The 15325-nt window shown below is 63.3% G+C and carries 17 protein-coding genes; 4 read left to right on the top strand and 13 right to left on the bottom strand.

Annotation, left to right across the window (positions count from 1 at the left end; all coding sequences use genetic code 11):
* Window positions 1-31: 31 nt before the first annotated feature.
* The 11 genes from ureG to U1A24_RS04695 all read right to left on the bottom strand — a co-directional run bounded on the left by ureG (window position 32) and on the right by U1A24_RS04695 (window position 7827).
* A complete protein-coding gene (gene ureG / locus U1A24_RS04745; RefSeq protein ID WP_322320826.1) occupies window positions 32-652 on the bottom strand; it encodes an urease accessory protein UreG in 621 nt (206 codons plus the stop codon).
* Window positions 653-708: 56 nt separating this feature from the next.
* Window positions 709-1350: an urease accessory protein UreF gene (locus U1A24_RS04740; RefSeq protein ID WP_322320825.1), complete on the bottom strand. Its 642-nt coding sequence runs from the start codon at window positions 1348-1350 to the stop codon at window positions 709-711.
* Window positions 1343-1825: an urease accessory protein UreE gene (locus tag U1A24_RS04735; protein WP_322320824.1), complete on the bottom strand. Its 483-nt coding sequence runs from the start codon at window positions 1823-1825 to the stop codon at window positions 1343-1345. The genes U1A24_RS04740 and U1A24_RS04735 overlap by 8 nt, the downstream gene beginning before the upstream one ends.
* 3 nt (window positions 1826-1828) lie before the next feature.
* Window positions 1829-2470 carry a hypothetical protein gene (locus U1A24_RS04730; RefSeq protein ID WP_322320823.1) on the bottom strand — a complete coding sequence of 214 codons (642 nt, stop codon included), beginning with the start codon at window positions 2468-2470 and terminating at the stop codon, window positions 1829-1831.
* Window positions 2471-2588: 118 nt separating this feature from the next.
* A complete protein-coding gene (locus tag U1A24_RS04725) occupies window positions 2589-2813 on the bottom strand; it encodes a hypothetical protein (protein WP_322320822.1) in 225 nt (74 codons plus the stop codon).
* 123 nt (window positions 2814-2936) lie between these two features.
* Window positions 2937-4643, bottom strand: a complete 1707-nt coding sequence (gene ureC / locus U1A24_RS04720; protein ID WP_322320821.1) for an urease subunit alpha — start codon at window positions 4641-4643, stop codon at window positions 2937-2939.
* Window positions 4643-4948 (bottom strand): urease subunit beta, encoded by a 306-nt coding sequence (locus tag U1A24_RS04715; protein ID WP_322320820.1) that lies wholly within the window; start codon window positions 4946-4948, stop codon window positions 4643-4645. Before U1A24_RS04715 ends, ureC begins: the two co-directional genes overlap by 1 nt.
* Window positions 4949-4958: 10 nt before the next feature.
* Complete coding sequence (locus U1A24_RS04710) at window positions 4959-5516, bottom strand: HupE/UreJ family protein (RefSeq protein ID WP_322320819.1); 558 nt, start codon at window positions 5514-5516, stop codon at window positions 4959-4961.
* Between the two features lie 9 nt (window positions 5517-5525).
* Entirely contained in the window at window positions 5526-5828 is a 303-nt protein-coding gene (locus U1A24_RS04705; RefSeq protein WP_322320818.1) for an urease subunit gamma, read from the bottom strand.
* Window positions 5829-5837: 9 nt separating this feature from the next.
* A complete protein-coding gene (locus U1A24_RS04700; protein WP_322320817.1) occupies window positions 5838-6653 on the bottom strand; it encodes an urease accessory protein UreD in 816 nt (271 codons plus the stop codon).
* A gap of 175 nt (window positions 6654-6828) precedes the next feature.
* Window positions 6829-7827: a LacI family DNA-binding transcriptional regulator gene (locus tag U1A24_RS04695; protein ID WP_322320816.1), complete on the bottom strand. Its 999-nt coding sequence runs from the start codon at window positions 7825-7827 to the stop codon at window positions 6829-6831.
* A gap of 147 nt (window positions 7828-7974) precedes the next feature.
* Here U1A24_RS04695 and U1A24_RS04690 point away from each other — a divergent pair, with 147 nt between their 5' ends.
* The 3 genes from U1A24_RS04690 to U1A24_RS04680 all read left to right on the top strand — a co-directional run bounded on the left by U1A24_RS04690 (window position 7975) and on the right by U1A24_RS04680 (window position 9851).
* The gene (locus tag U1A24_RS04690; RefSeq protein ID WP_322320815.1) at window positions 7975-8556 is read left to right on the top strand and encodes a hypothetical protein; all 582 of its coding nucleotides are present in this window, start codon (window positions 7975-7977) and stop codon (window positions 8554-8556) included.
* A gap of 151 nt (window positions 8557-8707) precedes the next feature.
* On the top strand, window positions 8708-9469 hold the full coding sequence (locus tag U1A24_RS04685; RefSeq protein WP_322320814.1) for a DUF6478 family protein: 762 nt from the start codon (window positions 8708-8710) through the stop codon (window positions 9467-9469).
* 7 nt (window positions 9470-9476) lie between these two features.
* A complete protein-coding gene (locus U1A24_RS04680; RefSeq protein ID WP_322320813.1) occupies window positions 9477-9851 on the top strand; it encodes a hypothetical protein in 375 nt (124 codons plus the stop codon).
* A 74-nt stretch (window positions 9852-9925) separates the two neighbouring features.
* On the opposite strand, the gene U1A24_RS04675 is transcribed toward U1A24_RS04680, so the two are convergent.
* Window positions 9926-12346, bottom strand: a complete 2421-nt coding sequence (locus tag U1A24_RS04675) for a glycoside hydrolase family 3 protein (RefSeq protein ID WP_322320812.1) — start codon at window positions 12344-12346, stop codon at window positions 9926-9928.
* Between the two features lie 230 nt (window positions 12347-12576).
* On the opposite strand from U1A24_RS04675, the gene U1A24_RS04670 reads away from it, so the two are divergent.
* Window positions 12577-14577, top strand: a complete 2001-nt coding sequence (locus U1A24_RS04670) for an NADPH-dependent 2,4-dienoyl-CoA reductase (protein ID WP_322320811.1) — start codon at window positions 12577-12579, stop codon at window positions 14575-14577.
* A 70-nt stretch (window positions 14578-14647) separates the two neighbouring features.
* Here the strand turns inward: U1A24_RS04670 and U1A24_RS04665 are convergent, their stop codons facing one another.
* Window positions 14648-15214 (bottom strand): glutathione peroxidase, encoded by a 567-nt coding sequence (locus U1A24_RS04665; protein WP_322320810.1) that lies wholly within the window; start codon window positions 15212-15214, stop codon window positions 14648-14650.
* Window positions 15215-15325: the final 111 nt, after the last annotated feature.

Below are 15325 nucleotides of genomic sequence, written 5' to 3'. Positions count from 1 at the left end.
GAGTATTTGAGAAAGAGCAACTCGGGGCGCGCTAGCTGAGGATCAAACCGCCTTCACGCTCCAGAAACGCCACCACATCGTCGATGCCTTTGCCGTTGCGCAGCTGTGCCAGCACATAGGGGCGATGGGCGCGGGCGGTCTTGGTATCGGATTCCAGCAGGGCAAGATCGACGCCAACATAGGGCGCGAGGTCGGTTTTGTTGACGACCAGCAGGTCGGAGCGGGTCACGCCGGGACCGCGTTTGCGGGGGATATCCTGCCCTGCGGCGGTGTCGATGACGTAGATGGTGATATCGGCAAGTTCGGGCGAGAAGGTGGCGGCGAGGTTATCGCCGCCGGATTCGATCAGGATCAGGTCAAGATCGGGGAAGTTCTGGCGCAGATCAGCAATGGCGGCGAGGTTGATGCTGGCATCCTCACGGATCGCGGTATGCGGGCAGCCGCCGGTTTCCACGCCGCGGATTCGGGCAGCTGGCAGGACTTGGGCGCGGGTCAGGTAATCGGCATCCTCGCGGGTGTAGATGTCATTGGTGATCGCGGCCATCGAGCAGCGCTTGGCCAAAGCGCGGCAGAGATGTTCGGTCAGCGTGGTTTTGCCTGCGCCCACGGGGCCGCCGATGCCGACGCGCAAGGGGCCGTTTGGGTTGGTCATGGGCGGAAAATCCTGAGATACTAGGGTTATGTGCGGAAGATCCACCGATTTGTGAGTCATGTGCGGAATATCCGCACGGGGAGGGTCTCGTGGCGCATCGCGGCGATGTCGGCGCGGATGGCGCTGGAATGTAGGGCCGAGAGCGGCGCTTCGGCATATGCGGCGGCCAAGGCGGTGATGCGGGGGGCAAGGCGGGCGAGGGTTTTTTGGCCGTCAGTCTGGCCCAATGGCACGAAGCGCACGGCGGCGGAGGTCAGTTGTGCGCTTAGGCCTTGCAGCCAGAGGGTGAGGACTTCAGTGGTGGAGACATTCAGGGTGGCGGTGGCGGCACCTACGGCGATGGGATAGGGACGGGCGGGGTGGTCGGCGCCGGTGATGGCGCTGATCGCCAACGCGAAGGCGCGGCCTTGTTCTTGCAGCTCCGTCACCCGTTCCGCACTGGGGGCGAGGGCGAGGATCAGGTCGGTCAGCCCCGCCAGATCAGCATCGGGCTTGCGGGCATGCGCCAACAGGATCGCATCAATCCGACCAGAGCCGTGGCGCAGGATGGCGGCGATCCATGCTTCAAGGTCCGCCGCCGTGCGGATATCGCCGTCGCTGATCGCCACCTCTAGCCCTTGCGAATAGGCGAATGCGCCGATCGGGAAGGCCGGGGAAAGCCATTGCACGAGGCGGAGGCGGTCGGTCGGGTCAGCCATGTGCACCGCCAAAGTTCAACGCAAAATGGCCTGCGGGGCCGTGATCGTGACCCATGGTGCGGCCATGGCCGTAAGCGCCACCTTCGGGGCGGAAGGCGGCGATTTGCAGGGTCAGGGTCGCGCCCAGCCCCTTCAGCATCGCCTCAATCACCGGATCGCGGCGGATCACCAGATGACCCTCGGCCACTTGGCACGGCGTGTGGCGGTTGCCGATATGCCATGCCAGCCGGGCGAGATTGCCCGTCACCTGCACCACGGGTTCCTCAGCCGCCACCACCGCGACCTTGCGGCCATCATCGAGCAGAAACGCATCGCCATCTTCCACCGAAATCGTCTCGGCCAGATCAACCATGAAGCTGGCCCCGCTTTCGCAAGTCAGCCGCTTGCGGCGCAAGAACCGCTCGTCATATGACAAGATCACCCGATCTATCGCGCCCGCAGAGGCATTTCGCAGCAAAGATCGGGCGGGCAGCATGGGTTAACCTTTCGGGGTAAGGGAGGTGAGACCAAGCGCGCGGCTGGTGGTGCCGAGACGGTCGGTCACTTGGGTTTCCAGACCGAAACCAAGGTCAGGGAAGTAGATCCAGCGCCGGGTCAGGTCGGTGGTTTTGTTCTTGAACACCGCTTCAACCGGCATCACCCGATAGGTGCAGCCAGAGATTTTCGCGGCGGTTTCGGCCATGAAGCGATAGTTGACGCTGTAGCTAGTGCGGTCGCGCTGCGAGATGGCAACCGGGCCAAGTTTGAACCGCACTGCTTGATCGCCGCGCTGGGTCACCGTGGTGTCCCATGTGGTTCCGGCGGCAGGCATCGGTGGTTTGGTGGCAAATCTGAAGCTGTAGCTGCCGCCGGGGCCACCCTCGGCCTGATAGGTGTCGGTTGGCACCCAGACCCATTCGGCATCGTAAATCCCCAGCCACGACTGGCGCTTATCCTGCCAAGCGGTGTTGGAATTTACAGCGTAATCAATGGAAAAGCGCTTGCCTTCGGTGCGGATCATGCCTTGGCGGCCATCCTCGCGCGTGAAGCTGACGCCATTGGCAAGGCTGGCAGGGGTAACGCACTCGGCATAGGCGGGCAAAGCCGTCAGCAGCGATACGATCAGAGCGGCAAGTTTCATGGCAATTCCCCAAAGGTGAAATGCCGGAAACCTAATCCGCATAGCGGCGGCGTGCAACGCAGCGCCGCGGCAACATCAGGCGGATCACCGCCTGTTTGGAATGGCTTTTGGAAAGCCCTTAGAGGTAGAGCTGCAGCCCGAAGATGCGCCGCATTTCGCTTTCGCGGGTTTTGCCGGCTGCGGCAAGCTGCGCGTCGCTTGTAGCGCTGAGACGTTCCACTTGTTGCAAGCGGGTGTGGGCTTCGGCCAACAGCATCATCAGTTTTGCAAAGCCTACGAAGGGCGCTGCCAGAATTAGCCCAAGCGAGCGGGCCGATGCGTTCAACGTGAGTGTCTGTGTCATTGGAAACCTCGGATGTGATCCATGTGTTTCCTCCCTGCATGTTATTTGGCAGCACAGCCGACACGAAACAATGCCTGAAAGGACATTGCTGCATTGCGGCAATCACATGGCTGCGCTGTGACATCAGAACAGGAAATAGCGCTGCGCCAGCGGCAGTTCGGTGGCGGGTTCACAGGTGAGCAGTTCGCCATCGGCGCGGACTTCGTAGGTTTCCGGGTTGACGGTGATCTCGGGGCGGGCGTGGTTCAGGATCATATCGGCCTTGCCGATGGTGCGGGTGTTCTGCACGGCAAGCACGGTTTTGCCCAAGCCCAGTTTGCCGCCTACATCATCGGCCAAAGCGGCTTGGCTGACGAAAGTGGCGGTGCTCGCGTGCATCGCGCGGCCCAAAGCGCCGAACATCGGGCGGGAATACATCGGTTGCACCGGGATCGAGCCGTTCGGGTCGCCCATCTGCGCCACGGCGATCATGCCGCCCATCAGCACCATCTCGGGCTTTGCGCCGAAGAACGCCGGGTTCCACAGCACCAGATCGGCGCGTTTGCCCTCGGCGATGCTGCCGATATGGGCGGAAATCCCGTGCGCAATCGCCGGGTTGATGGTGTACTTCGCGACATAGCGGCGGGCGCGGATGTTGTCATTCTGCCCGGCTTCATCGGACAGTCGACCGCGCTGGACTTTCATCTTATGCGCGGTTTGCCAGGTGCGGATGATCACCTCGCCAATCCGGCCCATCGCTTGACTGTCCGACGACAGGATCGACAGCGCGCCCATGTCGTGCAGGATATCTTCCGCCGCAATCGTCTCACGCCGGATGCGGGATTCGGCGAAGGCGACATCCTCGGGGATGGATTTATCAAGGTGATGGCACACCATCAGCATGTCGAGATGCTCCTCCACCGTGTTGCGGGTGTAGGGCATCGTCGGGTTGGTGGACGATGGGATGATGTTGGCATGACCGACCACGCGCAGGATATCGGGGGCATGGCCGCCGCCCGCGCCCTCGGTATGAAAGGCGTGGATGGTGCGGCCCTTGATCGCCGCTAAGGTGTTCTCGACAAAGCCGGATTCGTTCAGCGTGTCGGTGTGGATCATCACCTGCACGTCCATATCGTCGGCCACCGACAGGCAGCAATCAATGGCGGCGGGCGTGGTGCCCCAGTCCTCGTGCAGCTTCAGCGCAGACGCGCCCGCCTTGACCATTTCCACCAGACCCGCGGGTTGGCTGGCATTGCCCTTGCCGGAAATGCCAAAGTTCATCGGGATGGAATCCAGCGCCATCAGCATCCGCCCGATATGCCAAGGGCCGGGGGTGCAGGTGGTCGCCAAAGTGCCATGTGCGGGGCCAGTGCCACCGCCGAACAGCGTGGTGACGCCGGAGTGTAGCGCATCCTCGGCCTGCTGCGGGCAGATGAAATGGATATGCGCATCCATGCCGCCGGGGGTCAGGATGCGGCCCTCTCCGGCGATCACTTCGGTGGAGGGGCCGATGATGATATCGACGCCCGATTGGGTATCCGGGTTGCCCGCCTTGCCAATCTTGTGGATCAACCCATCGCGCAGGCCGACGTCGGCTTTGTAGATGCCGGAATGATCAAGGATCAGCGCATTGGTGATCACGGTATCCACCGCACCGCCAGCCCGTGGGATCTGGCTTTGCCCCATGCCGTCGCGGATCACCTTGCCGCCGCCGAATTTGACCTCTTCGCCATAGGTGGTCAGATCGCGCTCAACCTCGATGATCAGATCGGTGTCCCCCAGCCGGATACGATCCCCGGTGGTCGGGCCATACATGGCAGCGTAATCGGCGCGGGCGATGCGTGTGGCCATTATAGGTCTCCCATCACGGCGGCGTTAAAGCCGAACACCCGGCGGAGGCCGCCGTAGGGGGTCAGGCGAACCTCGCGGGATTGGCCGGGTTCAAAGCGCACGGCGGTGCCTGCGGCAATGTCGAGGCGCATGCCACGGGCGGCGGTGCGGTCGAAACTCAGGCCGGGGTTGGTTTCGGCGAAGTGGTAGTGGCTGCCCACCTGCACGGGCCGGTCGCCGGTGTTGGCGACCATCAGGGTGATACTCGGCTGGCCTGCGTTGAGTTCAATCGTGCCTTCGGCGGGGAACACTTCTCCGGGGATCATCAAAGCCCCCTTACGCGAAGGCGAGCGCGAGGCCCGCCACTGCAGTCGCACCACCCAAAGCACGGGCAATCCGCCCGTTCAACGCCAGACCCAAGGCCAGACCCGCGCCGTGCAGCAAGGCGGTGGCGGTCAGCATCGCGGCACCAAAGACCAACCCGTTGCCGACCATCTCGACCCCATGCGCTGCGCCATGTGCCAGCCCGAACAGGCCGACCAGCGGCAGCGCCGCAGCCAAAGGCGCGCGCAGGGCGAGTGCCACGACAGCGCCCAGCAGGATCACCGAGGCGATGATCGCAGGTTCCACCGCTTGCGCTGCGGCACCCAGACCAAGGTTCATCGCCAACGCACCGCCCAAAGCCATCGCGCCAAGGAAGCCCGCAGGCAGCGCCCATCGCGCCCGCCCGCCCAAGATTGCCGCCCAAAGGCCGACTCCGATCATCGCCAACAGGTGATCGGTTCCGGTGAAGGGGTGCAGAAATCCGGCCTCAAGACCATAACCATGCCCCGGATGCGCCAAGGCGACAGAGGGGGCAAGAAGCATCGGCAGCGCAGTCAGAATACGTTTCATATGAACCTCTTAGCGAATAGGGTGGTGGACGGTCACCAGCTTGGTGCCATCGGGAAAGGTTGCCTCGACCTGCACGGAATGGATCATCGTCGGGATGCCATCCATGCATTGATCGGCGGAAATCACATGCGCGCCGGCCTGCATCAGATCGGCCACGGTGCGGCCATCGCGTGCGCCTTCGACGACGAAATCGGTGATCAGCGCCACCGCCTCGGGGTGGTTCAGCTTGACGCCACGGGCAAGTCGCCCACGCGCCACCATGGCTGCGACCGAGATCAGCAGTTTCTCACGCTCTCGCGGGGTCAGGTTCATCCGTGTCTCCTACAGTTGCCAAACGCGGGGCAGCGGTCCGGTCCGCAAAGCCGCCAGCGCTTGGGCTATTTGTTGCTTCAATGGCCAGCCATCACGGGCCACAATCCGGGCGATACATTTGCCGTCAAAGGCTGAGGCGGCGGCCTCACACCCCGCCACAGTCAGGGCAGCCCGCAGCCGGGGCAAAGCATCCTCTGCTCCCCGTGCGATCAGCGCGATCACCGCAAAGCCGCGCGCTTGGCCCAGCAGCGCGGCAGAGGCATCCGCCAAAACTGACCCGTCAATCCGCATGGTTTCTGCCCAGACCGGACGCCCCATGCGCCGCACCATCCGTGCATCGGTCAGCCGTGCATCGGTCAAAACCTCGCCCATCGCATGACGGCCCAGAATGACGGTTTCCGACAGCAAACAAGAGGCATCCGCCGCCAGATCGACCTGCGTGTCGCGCGCCAAGTGGCTGGCATCAAACAAAATTGTCTCTTGCGGCAACCAATCGAGATGGCCGCCCGCGCCGATCTGCATCTGCACCACCGCCCGCGCCGCAGCACCCCGACTGGCATAGACCCGCTCGGCGGTTTGCGTTGTGGCCGTCACCCGACAGCCCGCCGCCAGATCCAGCCGATACGACAAGACATCACCATCGGTCAGCCCGCCCGAGGTGTTCAGAAACACCACCTCTGGCACGCCCGCCACCTTCGGCAGCATCGCCTTGGCCGAACCACTTTGCGCCAGATCGACCAGACGCGCGCGACCATCCAGACAGCGAAAGCTGGCGAAAGCCGAACCATGGCTGCGCTGCATTGGGGTGGCCGGGGTCGCAAGCATCGGAGTCTCCTCGACCCCGACTACAGCACTGCCATGGGTCGGCGAAAATGCGCAGGGCGCAGCAGTGCCGCTAAACTGCGCAGCCCCGCGCGGTAATGCCTATAATATGTGCATATGGCGCGAAATATGGGCGAATGGCCAAAGCCGACGCTCACATCCGACCACAGAAGCCCGCCTAACGCGGCGGCGCCGTGGTATCGCGCAGCATCAGGCGCAGCGGCAATTCGGCAGGTTCGACCAGCTCGCCCGCCATCAGCGCGGACAGCTGCGCCACCGCTTGCACGCCGATTTCGCGCAAGGGCTGCGCCACCGTGGTCAAAGCTGGCAAGACATAGCGGGCTTCCGGCAAGTCATCAAACCCGATCACCGAGATATCGTCGGGCACAGACAGCTCCATGCCAATCGCGGCATGAATAGCGCCTATCGCCGCGATATCGGTGGTGCCGATCAGCGCTGTCGGGCGATCCTCTGCATTGCCCTGCGCCAAAATCCTCTCGGCCAGACTGCGGCAGGAATCGAAGTCATGCGCGCCCCCCAACACCACTTGCGCGCTCAGACCAGCCTCGGCCAGCCGTTCTACAGCGCCTTGCACGCGCGCCTGTACGGGCGTGCTGTGTGACGGTGCGCCAATCACCGCGATGCGACGATGCCCCAAGTCGAGCAAATGCTCGGCCATCATCCGCCCGCCGGTAAAATGGTCTGCGGTCACGCTGTGCGCCGCCAAACCCGGCAAAGCCCGGTCAATTGCCACAATCGGAACTCCGGCATCGACCAGCCGTTGATATTGTGTGCTGTCTTCCAGCACGCTTGCCGCCAGCACGCCATCAACCTTATGCGCCAGCAGCATAGAGATGTAGCGTGCTTCTTGAGCCGCACTTTCATCGGTGCAACAGATCAGCGCTTGCAGCCCGCGCTGGAACAGCTCTTGCTCGACCACATGCGCCAAGATGCCAAAGAACGGCACATCCAGCGCAGGCAGCACCACGCCGACCATCTTGCTGCTGCCGCTGCGCATCCGCCGCGCATTGGCACTGGGGGTAAAATCCAGCGCCGCAATGGCTTGTTCCACCCGCGCCCGCGTGGCCGCACTGACATAGCCGCTGTGATTGATCACGCGCGACACTGTCGCCACCGAGGCCCCGGCGAGCTTTGCGATGTCACGAATGCTGGTCATATGCCGTCGGCACCTTGATGTGAAATCTCCCTGTCCTGTGCTAGCCACATATCCGCCTTGTGTCAAAGCGCACCCGGCCTTATCGCTTTGCCAACACCAGCCTGCCGCAGCCTGATCCCCGCATGGTGCCGAACCGGAGCCTGACCGATGCAAAAACTGACCCGTCTTGCCGCTTTGATCGCCCTCGGGATAGCACTGACGGGTTGTCAGATTGGCAGCGGCTTTACCTCGTCGCGCACAGCACCCGTGCTGGGTGGCGCGCTGCAAGTTGGCGTACCGCCGGGCTATTGCATCGACGGCAAAGCCAGCCGGGAAAGCCGTGACACCGCCGTTATTCTGATGGGGCGTTGCAGCGATGCCATGACGGCCAAGCCCGCGCTGATCACGGTTTCCATCGGGCAGGGCGGCTCTGCGGGGGTGATGACAGCGGGTGGCCCCGCTTTGGCCGCGTTCTTCACCTCGGCGCAGGGGCGCGCCACGCTGGCACGCTCGGGCCGCGCGGGGGATGTCAGGATTATTGCGGCTTTGGGCTCGGGCGATGCGTTCCTGCTGCACCTGCAAGACCGCAATGTCGGCGAATATTGGCGCGCGGTGATCGGGGTGAAAGGCCGACTGGTCACGCTGTCCGCAACCGGCACCGAAGAACTGCGGCTTGACCCAGCCGAGGGCCGCATCCTGCTTGAAAAAGCCCTGGACGCGCTGCGCGCCGCCAACAAAGCGCCCACATAACCTGGCATCCGTCAAAGATCGCGACAGTTCTTGGCGATTGCCAGCCTTTGGGGTGGAGTATTAAGATTTTTGCAGCGATAACAGTATAGTTTCCATATATTCAACAGTGGAAAGCTCAAGGAAAGTGCGGGAAGGCTTCATGGCTGGGCGGATGACAGGGTTGCTCGATCGGTTGTTGCACAAGCGCGCCTTGCGCCGCTGGGGCGAGGCGGCCGATGCGGCACCTGGCACCGATCTTGACGGCTTGCGTGGTATGCGCGCCCGCGCCCGCGCCCTGCGCCGCAATCTGGATCGGGTGATCCATGCGGCCGATCATCGCCTTGCCCTGCCGGTGATCGGCTCTAACATCATCCGCAAACCGCTTGGCACCGATTGGGTCTGGCGGCCCGAGTTGTGGAAGGGCTCGATCCCGGTGCCGGGTTTTGCCAGCGTTCCCGGCAAATCGCCGATCTACGAAGGTGCCACGATCTTTCACGATTGCCGCCGCTCGGAACTGACCGTGCGCCAGATCCGCAACACGCGTGAGGCCGATATTGCGCCGTTCGGCTTTCGCATGGACGTGTTTCGCTTCGATGGCTCTTTCCTGTCGCTGGTGGTCGATCTGCCGGAAGACGCCGCGCGCGGCCTGAAGCAAAATCACATCATCCGCATGGATGTGATCGTCGAGATGGAAAAGCCGCTGGAAATCTTCGCCCGGCTGAACATCAAACACGGCCCCAACATCGAACAGATCGTCCGTGAACTGCCGCTGAATGAAGAAGAGGTGATGGTCGAATTTGACCTCGCCTATTCCAAGATCAACGAAAAGCGGGTGGAAAAACTCTGGATCGACCTGATCTTCGAAGGCCCCGAGATGAACCAGATCATCCTGCGCGATGTGACCTTTTCGCGCCGCCCGCGCGCCGAACTCTGAGGTTTTGATGTCTGATACCACACTCACCAAAACCCGCATCCGCGCTGGCATCTGGGAAGGCGTGCTGACCGGGGTTGCCACGGCCCCCGCGCTGGACGTGCTGCATCTGGAGCAGCCCGTCACCGGCGTCACCGTCACCGCTATCCCTGACCGCCCCGGCGAGTTTGCCGTGCAGGTGCCGATCCCGGCGGAACTGCTCAGTGAAGGCGTGCAGACCTTTCTGATCCGCAATCAGGGCACCGGGCAAACCCTGGCACATTTCACCATCATCACCGGGGTGGCGATGGAAGACGATGTCCGCGCCGAACTTGACCTGCTGCGCGCCGAGCTGGACATGTTGAAGCGCGCGTTCCGCCGCCATTGCCTTGAAACGGCGATGTGATCTAACACATTGATTTAACGCCCTTGCTGCGCAGCGAAATCGCAGCATTCTGCCCGTCTCGCTGCGCCGCAAAATCACACTGGCAGCACCGCCGCCTGCATCTGCACTGCGGCCTTCAGCGGCAGATCGGCGGCGGATTGCCCCAGCTCGATGCCATAGCGTCCGGCTTCCACCACCCAGGCCCGCCGCTCGACGCAGAACCACGCAAAGTCGCGCGGGGCCAGCCCCAGCACCACCCGCCGCTCGGCCCCCGCCGCCAGCGCCACCTTGGCGAAAGCCTTCAGCTCGCGCATAGGCCGCGCCACCGCAGCCGCCACCGGGGTCACATACAGCTGCACCACCGCGCTGCCCGCCCTTGCCCCGACGTTGCGCACCGTCACCGCAATCTCTGTGCCGTCCACCGTCAGATCTGCCAGTTCAAACTGCGTGTAAGACAGCCCGAAGCCAAACGGAAACAGCGGCGGCACGCCCATGCGATCGGCATGGCGATAGCCGATGAACACGCCTTCCTCATAGCGCACCCGGCCAGCCAGCCCCGGATAAATCTCGGGGTCTTGCGTCTGCGTCACGCCATCGGCCCAGCGTGCCGGAAAGGTCTGCGGCAACCGCCCGCCGGGCTCGGCCCCCAACAGCACATCGGCAATCGCATTGCCCGCCTCTTGCCCCGGATACCACGCCTGCAAAACCGCCGCGACATCCTCCAGCCAAGGCATCTCGACCGGACCGCCGGTTTGCAACACCACCACCGTGCGCGGCTGAACCGCCGCCACCGCCGCGATCAGTTCCGCCTGCCGCCCCGGCAAAGCGATGTCCGGCAGATCGGCGCCCTCGGTATCCCAGGACGCATCGCGCCCGACGAACAGCACCGCCACATCCGCCGCTTGCGCCACGGCGACCGCCTCGGCGATTTCACCGTCGCCTGCGGGCAGGCCCAGACCCACCGCCAGCGCAGAAAAGCCCAGATTGTCGGAAACCCGTGAGGCAAACTCGATCACGATGTCATAGCTTTGCCCCGCCACCATCGGCAGATCGGCCAGAACCTCGTCGCAGCCTTCCTCAAAAAACGTCGTCCCCCGCGTCCAGCTTTCCCAAGCCTCGACCAGTTGCACGCCATCGACAAACACCCGCGCCAAGCCCGCGGCGCGCAGGCCCAGCCGCCAAGTTCCGGTTGCGTTGGCGGTGAACCGCGTTGAAATCCGCGCCGAGAAATGCGCGGCATCGACGCCGCCTTTCAACTGGCCAAACCAGAATCCGGTCGCCTCTGGCAGCTCATCCACCGCCACCGGCTCGCCTTCCAGCGCACGATTGAAAAACATTTCCATTTTTAATGGCCCCGGCAACAGCGGCTGGAATTTTCCGTTGTCACAGCCATAGGCATAATCCACCGCAACCCCGGCAGCGATCAGCCCGTCATAGGGTGACACCCGGTAATGCGCGTTCAGCTGCGCCGAGCCGCCGCCCATGATCTGCGCCACCTTGGCATTCGGCCCGATCACCGCCAGCTTGCCAGTGCCAAGCGGCAACACCCCGTCATTCTTCAACAAAACCGCCGCTTCCGCCCCGGCACGCCGGATCAAGGCCCGGTGTTCCGGCCGATCATCGGCGTGCTCCGCCCAGTCGGAATGATCTTCCAGCGCCCCTGTCCGCGCCATCAAGCGCAGCACGTTCAGCGCGCGTTCCCGCACCACCTCAGCCGAAACCTCGCCCGCCTCGACCGCCGCAATCAGCTTGGCGCCGCGATCCCGCGCAGGCCCCGGCATTTCCAGATCCAAACCCGCATTGACGCTTTCCGCCGTTGAATGGCTGCCGAACCAATCCGACATCACCACCCCGTCAAAGCCCCAATCGTCGCGCAGCACGGTGTTCAAAAGCCAGCCGTGTTCACTGGTGAAAATCCCGCCCAAGCGGTTGTAGCTGCTCATCACCGCCCAGGTGTTCGCGCGCTTCACCGCCGCTTCAAACGGCACCAGATAGACCTCACGCAGCGTGCGTTCATCAATTTCGGACGAGATCAAGGTGCGCTCGATCTCGGATTCATTGCCGACAAAATGCTTGATCGTCGCAGCCACGCCCTGCGCTTGCAGCCCGGTGATATAGCCCACAGCAAGCTCTGCCGTCAGAATCGGGTCTTCCGAATAGCATTCAAAATTCCGGCCATTGGTCTGGCTGCGTTGGATGTTCACCGTCGGCGCCAGCAGCACATGCGCGCCTTTTGATTTCACCTCATCCGCCAAGGCCCCGCCGATTTCGCGCAGCAAATCCGGGTGCCATGTTGCCCCCAGCGCGATTCCCACCGGAAACGCCGCAGATTTCACCCCGCCAATCAAGCTGCCGCCGCCGCGCGCGCCATTCGGCCCATCGGTGACGCGCAGTTTCGGGATGTTCAGGCGTGGGATCGCCGGAAGGCTCCAGAAATCCGCGCCCGACAACAGGCTGACCTGTTCGGCCAGCGTCATGGCGTCGACAAGATTGGTGATGCGGGCAATCTGGGTCATAGTGGCCTCCGGGCTGCGTGGCCTAAGATTGCGCCCTGCTGCCGGGGTTGCAATGGGATTGTGGCGTGATGCGCGAAGCTATGAAGAAAGTGTAAATGGGCTATGTGTAAGCCCTTGATTTACATGGATCGGAAATCTGGCCACGCGTGGACATGCCACAAAAGTGACGCCGCGTTTTGGGTGACAAAATCTCCAAACCCAGACATCCTGCGCCGAACCGGAGGACCAAGATGCCCTATCCCCACCTGCTCGCCCCGCTTGATCTGGGCCATATCACCCTGAAAAACCGCGTGCTGATGGGCTCGATGCACACCGGGCTGGAAGAGACCGGCGACTGGAACCGTGTCGCGGAATTTTACGCCACACGGGCGCGCGGCGGGGTCGGATTGATGGTGACGGGCGGCATGGCCCCGAACTCTGAAGGCGGCGTTTTTCCGGGCGCGGCAGGGCTGTTCACCCCGCAAGATATCGCAAACCACCGCATCGTGACGGACCGGGTTCACGCAGCCGGCGGCCTGATCGCCATGCAAATCCTGCACGCGGGACGGTACGCTTATTCGAAAGACTGCGTGTCGGCCTCGGCGGTGAAATCCCCGATCTCGCCGTTTCCCCCGCACGCTTTGGACGAGGCAGGGATAGAGAAACAAATCGCCGATATCGTCACCGCCGCGACCCGCGCCCGCGAGGCGGGCTATGATGGGGTCGAGGTGATGGGGTCGGAAGGGTATTTCCTGAACCAGTTCCTCGTCTCCCACACCAACCACCGCGAGGATCGCTGGGGTGGCAGTTTTGAGAACCGCATGCGCCTGCCCGTCGAGGTGGTCCGTCGGGTGCGCGAGGCTGTTGGCCTCGATTTCATCCTGATCTACCGGATCAGCCTGATCGACCTGATCCCGAATGGCTCGACCTGGGACGAGGTTGTCCTTTTGGCCCGCGCGATTGAGGCTGCCGGGGCGAGCATCCTGAACACCGGCATCGGCTGGCACGAGGCCCGCGTGCCCACCATCGCCACTTCGGTCCCCCGCGCTGCTTTCGCCCATCTGACCGCCCGGCTGCGGCCCGAAGTTTCGATCCCGGTGATCACGTCGAACCGCATCAATGCGCCGGAAGTGGCCGAGGCTTTGCTGGTCGAAGGGGCCGCCGATATGGTGTCGATGGCGCGGCCTTTTCTGGCCGACCCGGATTTCGTCGCCAAAGCTGCGGCGGGGCGGGCGGATCAGATCGCGCCCTGTATCGCCTGCAATCAGGCGTGTTTGGACCATACCTTTTCCGGCAAGCTGACCTCTTGTCTGGTCAACCCGCGCGCCTGTCATGAAACCGTGCTGTCCTACGAACCGGCCGAGATTTCCAAGCGGGTGGCTGTCGTGGGGGCGGGGCCTGCTGGGCTGATGACGGCGCTGGTCGCGGCCAAGCGGGGGCATCGGGTGACCTTGTTTGACCGGGCCGCAGTCTTGGGTGGGCAGTTGAATCTGGCGCGGTTGGTGCCGGGGAAAGAGGAGTTCAACGGGCTGGTGGATTGGTTCGCGGCGAGTGTCGCTGCGGCTGGAATTGAGACCCGGTTGGGGCAAACCGCTGGGGTCGACGATCTGCGCGGCTTTGACGAGGTGGTGGTGGCCACGGGGGTTAGCCCGCGTGATCCGGGGATCGCGGGGCAGGAGCGGGGGCTGTCGTATATCGAGGTGCTGCGGGGCGCGCCCGTTGGACGACGGGTTGCGGTGATCGGGGCCGGGGGGATCGGGTTTGATGTGGCTGAGTTTCTGGTGGCGGGGGGGCATTCGGTGACGGAGCATCCCGCGGAATGGCGGCGGGAATGGGGGGTGGGTGATCCGGGGGTGACGGCGGGCGGGCTGGCGGAACCGGACCCGGATGCGCCTGCGCGAGAGGTTTGGTTGCTGCAGAGGAAGGCGGAGAAGCCGGGGCGCGGGCTGGGGAAAACCACCGGATGGATCCATCGCGCGGCCTTGCAGATGAAGGGCGTGAAGATGTGGGGCGGGGTCAGCTATCTGGGGATCGAGGCGGGAGGCTTGCGGATTTCCCGGGATGGGGTCGAGGAAATGCTGGCGGTGGATCATGTGGTTCTGTGTGCCGGGCAGGTGCCGGAGCGGGGGTTGGCGGACCTTTTGGCCGAGGCTGGGATTGCCGCCCATGTGATCGGCGGGGCGGATGTGGCGGCGGAATTGGATGCCAAGCGGGCGATTGATCAGGGCGCGCGATTGGCGGCGCGGCTGTGAGTGTCCACGTGTGGACACTGGATGCCATCGCATGATTTCAATGGGTTAGAGGGATGTCGTTAACGACTTGTTAGGACTTCCCTGCGGTCATAACCGCATCCATCGCGTCTTTCACGGCGCCCATCGGCTGCGCGTTGGAGCCCCAACCCTGCACGAAATTGCCATCGGGGTCGATCAGCACTTTGTTGAAATTCCAACCCGGCACGAAGCCCGTGGTGTCGCTGATCCACGCGTAAAACGGATGCACCTCACCCGCCGCGACATGGGCGATGGTGGTCATCGGCAAGGTCAGATTGTAGTTCAACTCGCAAAAATCTTTCACCTCGGTATCCGAGGCAAGTTCTTGGTTGAAGTCATCCGAGGGCACCGCCAGCACCACGGCTGTGTCGCCGTAGTGATCTGCCAGCGCCTGCAGATCGGCATATTGCGGGGTGTAGCCGCACATCGAGGCGGTGTTGACCACCAGCACCGGCTTGCCGCGCCATTTTGCGGTATCGTAGCTGCCGCCGTCGATTGAAGTGAACTGAAAGCTGGGGGCGGGATCGGCTGCTTCGGCCATCTGGGGTGCTCCGGTTTGCGACAGGATGAAGGCTGCGGCCAAAGCGGTGCAAATTGCAAGCGGGCGTTGCGGTGTCATGCGAGCCTCCGGTGCGGTTTGGTAGTGATACGTTTTGAGGCAGAGAGTGGATCAATCCTTAGGGGGCTGGGATCGAGATGTCGTTTTGAGCCCATTGCGGACCCTGCACTT

The organism is Cypionkella sp., from assembly GCF_034376685.1.
Classification (GTDB): Bacteria; Pseudomonadota; Alphaproteobacteria; order Rhodobacterales; family Rhodobacteraceae; genus Cypionkella.
Note: the sequence above shows the minus strand (reverse complement) of the source record. Positions and strands in the feature narration are given on the sequence as shown.

What these genes read in the sequence shown, in the direction of transcription:
- U1A24_RS04665 (WP_322320810.1), bottom strand. Translation starts at nt 15,214, where the DNA reads ATGACACCGCAACGCCCGCTTGCAATTTGCACCGCTTTGGCCGCAGCC.
- U1A24_RS04735 (WP_322320824.1), bottom strand. Translation starts at nt 1,825, where the DNA reads ATGCTGCCCGCCCGATCTTTGCTGCGAAATGCCTCTGCGGGCGCGATA.
- U1A24_RS04710 (WP_322320819.1), bottom strand. Translation starts at nt 5,516, where the DNA reads ATGAAACGTATTCTGACTGCGCTGCCGATGCTTCTTGCCCCCTCTGTC.
- U1A24_RS04730 (WP_322320823.1), bottom strand. Translation starts at nt 2,470, where the DNA reads ATGAAACTTGCCGCTCTGATCGTATCGCTGCTGACGGCTTTGCCCGCC.
- U1A24_RS04715 (WP_322320820.1), bottom strand. Translation starts at nt 4,948, where the DNA reads ATGATCCCCGGAGAAGTGTTCCCCGCCGAAGGCACGATTGAACTCAAC.
- U1A24_RS04740 (WP_322320825.1), bottom strand. Translation starts at nt 1,350, where the DNA reads ATGGCTGACCCGACCGACCGCCTCCGCCTCGTGCAATGGCTTTCCCCG.
- U1A24_RS04670 (WP_322320811.1), top strand. Translation starts at nt 12,577, where the DNA reads ATGCCCTATCCCCACCTGCTCGCCCCGCTTGATCTGGGCCATATCACC.
- U1A24_RS04675 (WP_322320812.1), bottom strand. Translation starts at nt 12,346, where the DNA reads ATGACCCAGATTGCCCGCATCACCAATCTTGTCGACGCCATGACGCTG.
- ureC (WP_322320821.1), bottom strand. Translation starts at nt 4,643, where the DNA reads ATGGCCACACGCATCGCCCGCGCCGATTACGCTGCCATGTATGGCCCG.
- U1A24_RS04690 (WP_322320815.1), top strand. Translation starts at nt 7,975, where the DNA reads ATGCAAAAACTGACCCGTCTTGCCGCTTTGATCGCCCTCGGGATAGCA.
- U1A24_RS04680 (WP_322320813.1), top strand. Translation starts at nt 9,477, where the DNA reads ATGTCTGATACCACACTCACCAAAACCCGCATCCGCGCTGGCATCTGG.
- U1A24_RS04695 (WP_322320816.1), bottom strand. Translation starts at nt 7,827, where the DNA reads ATGACCAGCATTCGTGACATCGCAAAGCTCGCCGGGGCCTCGGTGGCG.
- U1A24_RS04705 (WP_322320818.1), bottom strand. Translation starts at nt 5,828, where the DNA reads ATGAACCTGACCCCGCGAGAGCGTGAGAAACTGCTGATCTCGGTCGCA.
- U1A24_RS04725 (WP_322320822.1), bottom strand. Translation starts at nt 2,813, where the DNA reads ATGACACAGACACTCACGTTGAACGCATCGGCCCGCTCGCTTGGGCTA.
- U1A24_RS04685 (WP_322320814.1), top strand. Translation starts at nt 8,708, where the DNA reads ATGACAGGGTTGCTCGATCGGTTGTTGCACAAGCGCGCCTTGCGCCGC.
- ureG (WP_322320826.1), bottom strand. Translation starts at nt 652, where the DNA reads ATGACCAACCCAAACGGCCCCTTGCGCGTCGGCATCGGCGGCCCCGTG.
- U1A24_RS04700 (WP_322320817.1), bottom strand. Translation starts at nt 6,653, where the DNA reads ATGCTTGCGACCCCGGCCACCCCAATGCAGCGCAGCCATGGTTCGGCT.